Below are 4,012 nucleotides of genomic sequence, written 5' to 3' on the forward strand. Positions count from 1 at the left end.
TGCCAGAAATCTCCAGTTTTCGGCGCTACGGTTTTTCGGGGGGAGGTCACCAAACTCTCGGTGGACATAGCAACCGCAAGATGACTGAGCGCTACATTCGACTTCGGCGCTCATTGATTGCCTCCGGCCCAAACCATCGGGCTGGCACTTCAAGTAATATCGACACAACAAAAAAGCCTTGATCACTGCTTGGAGCATCAATGAAAACTCGCTATGAACGTTGCGTCGAATACGAGTGTGCCCAGGAACTGTTCAACCAGCTAAGGGCAGCTCGCTCTGCGTGGATGCACGCTGAGGAGCAGAAGCCCAATCCCTCTGCCGTTCAAATTGAGACTTGGCATCAAGAAGCTGCAGCCCTTTATCAGGAACAGAGCACCTTGGATGCCAGCGATGATGAAGCTGTTGCTGCAGCCATTCTCAAGTGCCGTTCAGCGCTGCAAGACATTCGAGAAAACGCGCTCTGATCAAGCATCAGAGCGCATAAGTATTAGACAGTCTAAAGACACAACGAATTGACAAACAAAGAAATCAATAACTTAGATCACACCCCGATGATGGCGCAGTACCTGCGCATCAAGGCCGAGCACCCGCACGAGCTGGTGTTCTACCGCATGGGCGACTTCTACGAACTGTTCTACGACGACGCCAAGAAGGCCTCGCGCCTGCTCGACATCACCCTGACCCAGCGCGGCAAGTCGGCCGGCGAGCCCATCGCCATGGCCGGCATTCCCTACCACGCCGCCGAGAACTACATCGCGCGGCTGATCCGCCAGGGCGAGTCGGTAGTGATCTGCGAGCAGGTCGGCGAGCCGGGCGCGCAGAAGGGCCCCATGGAGCGCCAGGTCGCACGCGTGGTGACGCCGGGCACGGTCAGCGACGAGGCCTTCCTGGAGGAGCGCCGCGACACCCTGCTCGCCGCCATCTGCCTGCTGCGCGGGAGCTGGGGCCTGGCCACGCTGAACATGGCCGCCGGCCGCCTGCAGGTACAGGAGCTGGCCAGCGAGGACCTGCTCACCGCCGAGCTGGCGCGGCTGGCGCCCGCCGAGCTGCTGTTTCCGGAAGATGCGCCCTGGCGCGACCTGCTCGCCGAGCAGCGCGGCCTGCGCCCGCGCATGCCCTGGCACTTCGAGCCGGAGAGCGCGCGCCGCCTGCTCTGTCAGCAGTTCGACGTGCACGACCTCAAGGGCTACGGCTGCGATGACCTGACCGCCGCAGTCACCGCCGCCGGCGCCCTGCTCGGCTACGCCCGCGAGACCCAGCGCTCGGCGCTGCCGCACCTGCGCGGCATCAGCGTGGAGAACGCGCGCGACACCCTGCAGATGGACCCGGCCACGCGCCGCAACCTGGAGCTGACGCAGAACCTGCAGGGCGAGACCCAGGCCACGCTGGCGGCGGTGCTCGACCAGACCCGCTCGCCCATGGGCAGCCGCCTGCTGCGGCGCTGGCTGCACCAGCCGATCCGCGACCGCCAGGTGCTGCGCGCGCGCCAGCAGGCCATTGCCGAGCTGCTCGGCGAGCAGGCCTGGGACGAGCTCGGTGACTGGCTCGGCGGCATGGGCGACGGCGAGCGCATTCTCGCCCGCGTGGCGCTGCGCACCGCGCGCCCGCGCGACCTCGCCCGCCTGCGCGACCTGCTCGGCCTGATGCCGGCGCTGAACGGCTGGCTGCTGCCGCGCCAGGCCCTGCGCCTGCGCGAGCTGGTCGGCGCCATTCGCCCGTTCCCGGCACTGGCCGAGACCCTGCGCCGCGCCATTGTCGAAGCGCCGCCGGTGGTGCTGCGCGACGGCGGCGTGATCGCCGAGGGCTACGATGCCGAGCTCGACGAGCTGCGCGGCATCAGCAGCAATGCCGGCGACTACCTGCTGCAGCTGGAGGCGCAGGAGCGCGAGCGCACCGGCATTCCCGGCCTGAAGATCGGCTACAACCGCGTCAGCGGCTACTACTTCGAACTCAGCCGCAGCCAGGCCGAGCAGGCGCCGGCGCATTTCATCCGCCGCCAGACGCTGAAGAACGCCGAGCGCTACATCACGCCCGAGCTCAAGGCCTTCGAGGACAAGGCGTTGTCGGCCTCGGCGCGCGCGCTGGCGCGCGAGAAGCTGATCTACGAGCAGATCCTCGACATCGTGCTCGATGACCTGGCGCCGCTGCAGGCGCTGTGCGAGGCGCTGGCCGAGCTGGACACGCTGGCCTGCCTGGCCGAGCGCAGCGACACCCTGAACTGGGTCTGCCCGACCCTGAGCGATGACAGCGGCCTGCACATCCGCGACGGTCGCCACCCGGTGGTCGAGCGCATGATCAGCCAGCCCTTCACCGCCAACGACCTCGACCTGGCGCCGGAGCGGCGCATGCTGGTCATCACCGGTCCGAACATGGGCGGTAAATCGACCTACATGCGCCAGACCGCGCTGATCACCCTGCTCGCCCACATCGGCAGCCACGTGCCGGCGCGCGAGGCGGTGATCGGCCCGGTGGACCGCATCTTCACCCGCATCGGCTCCTCCGACGACCTCGCCTCCGGCCGCTCGACCTTCATGGTGGAAATGACCGAGGCCGCCAACATCCTGCACAACGCCACGGCCGACAGCCTGGTGATCATGGACGAGATCGGCCGCGGCACCAGCACCTTCGACGGCCTGTCCCTGGCGTGGGCGGCGGCCGAGTACCTGGCGGTGGAGAAGCGCGCGCTGACCCTGTTCGCCACCCACTACTTCGAACTCACGGCGCTGCCGGAACAGCTGGAAGGCGTGGCCAACGTGCACCTGTCGGCGGCCGAGCACGAGGGCCGCGTGGTCTTCCTGCACAGCGTCAAGGACGGCCCGGCGAGCCAGAGCTACGGCCTCGCGGTGGCCCAGCTCGCCGGCATTCCGCAGGCGGTGATCAGCGCCGCGCGGCACAAGCTGCAGCAGCTCGAACAGCAGAGCGTGAGCGTGGCCGGCGGCGCGCCGGTGCTGGCCGCCGTGGCGCCGGCCATCGAGCCCGCGAGCCCCGGTACGGCGGAAGATGCCCCGCGCGGCCGCGCGCGCGCCACGCGCCAGCCCGAGCCGGGGCCTCAGCCCGACCTGTTCGCCACCCGCTACCCCAGCGAGATCGAGCTGCAGCTGCGCGATGTCGACCCTGACAACCTGACGCCGCGCCAGGCCCACGAGCTGCTGTACGCCCTGAAGAAGCTGCTCTGAGCGGGGCCCGGCGTTATCAGCCCTGCTGATAAGCATCAGCAGGGGTCTTCAATTGCCAGACTATGTCTGCGGGATTAGAATACGCACCGTTTTTGCCACGGGCATTTGGGACTTTCACATCATGGCATTCGTCGTTACCGAAAACTGCATCAAGTGCAAATACCAGGACTGCGTTGAAGTCTGCCCGGTGGACTGTTTCTATGAAGGCCCGAACTTCCTGGTCATCCATCCGGACGAGTGCATCGACTGCGCGCTGTGCGAACCGGAATGCCCGGCCGGCGCCATCTTCTCGGAAGACGAGGTGCCCGCCGACCAGAAGGAATTCATCAAGCTGAACGCCGAGCTGGCGGAAGTCTGGCCGAACATCACCGAAATCGGCGAACAGCCGGCCGACCGCAAGGAATGGGACGGAGTGAAGGGCAAGCTGCAGTATCTGGAGCGCTGAGCCGCGTCCGGAGCGACCGGAACCGGCGCCGCGAAAGCGCCGGAACGGAAAAAAGAAAAGGGGCCGATCGGCCCCTTTTTCATGGCTGTCACAATCCATTGTGACAACCGCATCCCTGTTCCCTTCCCTGAGACCGGCATATCCTTGCCGTTCCTGCTCCGCCCATCCTCCCTGCGGAATCGCGGCATCCTGCCGCCCGTCGTCCTGACAGGGCCGACTTTGAGGGCGAGGGAATTCCGGCACAACCCCCCCAAACTGGGGAGGGTGCCCGCGCGGCCAGACAAATGCCTTGCAGAACATGCAGATAGGAATCAGGCGCAACAGCGCTGCCGGCGCGGCAACACCGTTTTCAGAAAATGCCGACAGCCTTTGTAGGCAAAGACCTACACGC

Annotated in this window: 4 protein-coding genes; all 4 read left to right on the forward strand. The window is 66.3% G+C overall.

Going from position 1 to position 4,012, the window contains the following annotated elements:
* Positions 1-182: hypothetical protein (locus tag C5O18_RS10745; protein ID WP_206389781.1), on the forward strand; the 182-nt coding region annotated here is incomplete at its 5' end.
* A gap of 18 nt (positions 183-200) precedes the next feature.
* On the forward strand, positions 201-464 hold the full coding sequence (locus C5O18_RS10255) for a hypothetical protein (protein WP_146089265.1): 264 nt from the start codon (positions 201-203) through the stop codon (positions 462-464).
* A gap of 87 nt (positions 465-551) precedes the next feature.
* Positions 552-3,176: a DNA mismatch repair protein MutS gene (mutS, locus tag C5O18_RS07230; RefSeq protein WP_105192762.1), complete on the forward strand. Its 2,625-nt coding sequence runs from the start codon at positions 552-554 to the stop codon at positions 3,174-3,176.
* Positions 3,177-3,297: 121 nt separating this feature from the next.
* Complete coding sequence (gene fdxA, locus C5O18_RS07235) at positions 3,298-3,621, forward strand: ferredoxin FdxA (RefSeq protein ID WP_105192764.1); 324 nt, start codon at positions 3,298-3,300, stop codon at positions 3,619-3,621.
* Positions 3,622-4,012 lie beyond the last annotated feature (391 nt).

The organism is Amnimonas aquatica, from assembly GCF_002943415.1.
GTDB lineage: Bacteria > Pseudomonadota > Gammaproteobacteria > Pseudomonadales > Moraxellaceae > Perlucidibaca > Perlucidibaca aquatica_A.

Excerpts from the sequence above, each read along its gene's own strand:
- C5O18_RS10255 (WP_146089265.1), top strand. The coding sequence starts at position 201 with ATGAAAACTCGCTATGAACGTTGCGTCGAATACGAGTGTGCCCAGGAA.
- mutS (WP_105192762.1), top strand. The coding sequence starts at position 552 with ATGATGGCGCAGTACCTGCGCATCAAGGCCGAGCACCCGCACGAGCTG.
- fdxA (WP_105192764.1), top strand. The coding sequence starts at position 3,298 with ATGGCATTCGTCGTTACCGAAAACTGCATCAAGTGCAAATACCAGGAC.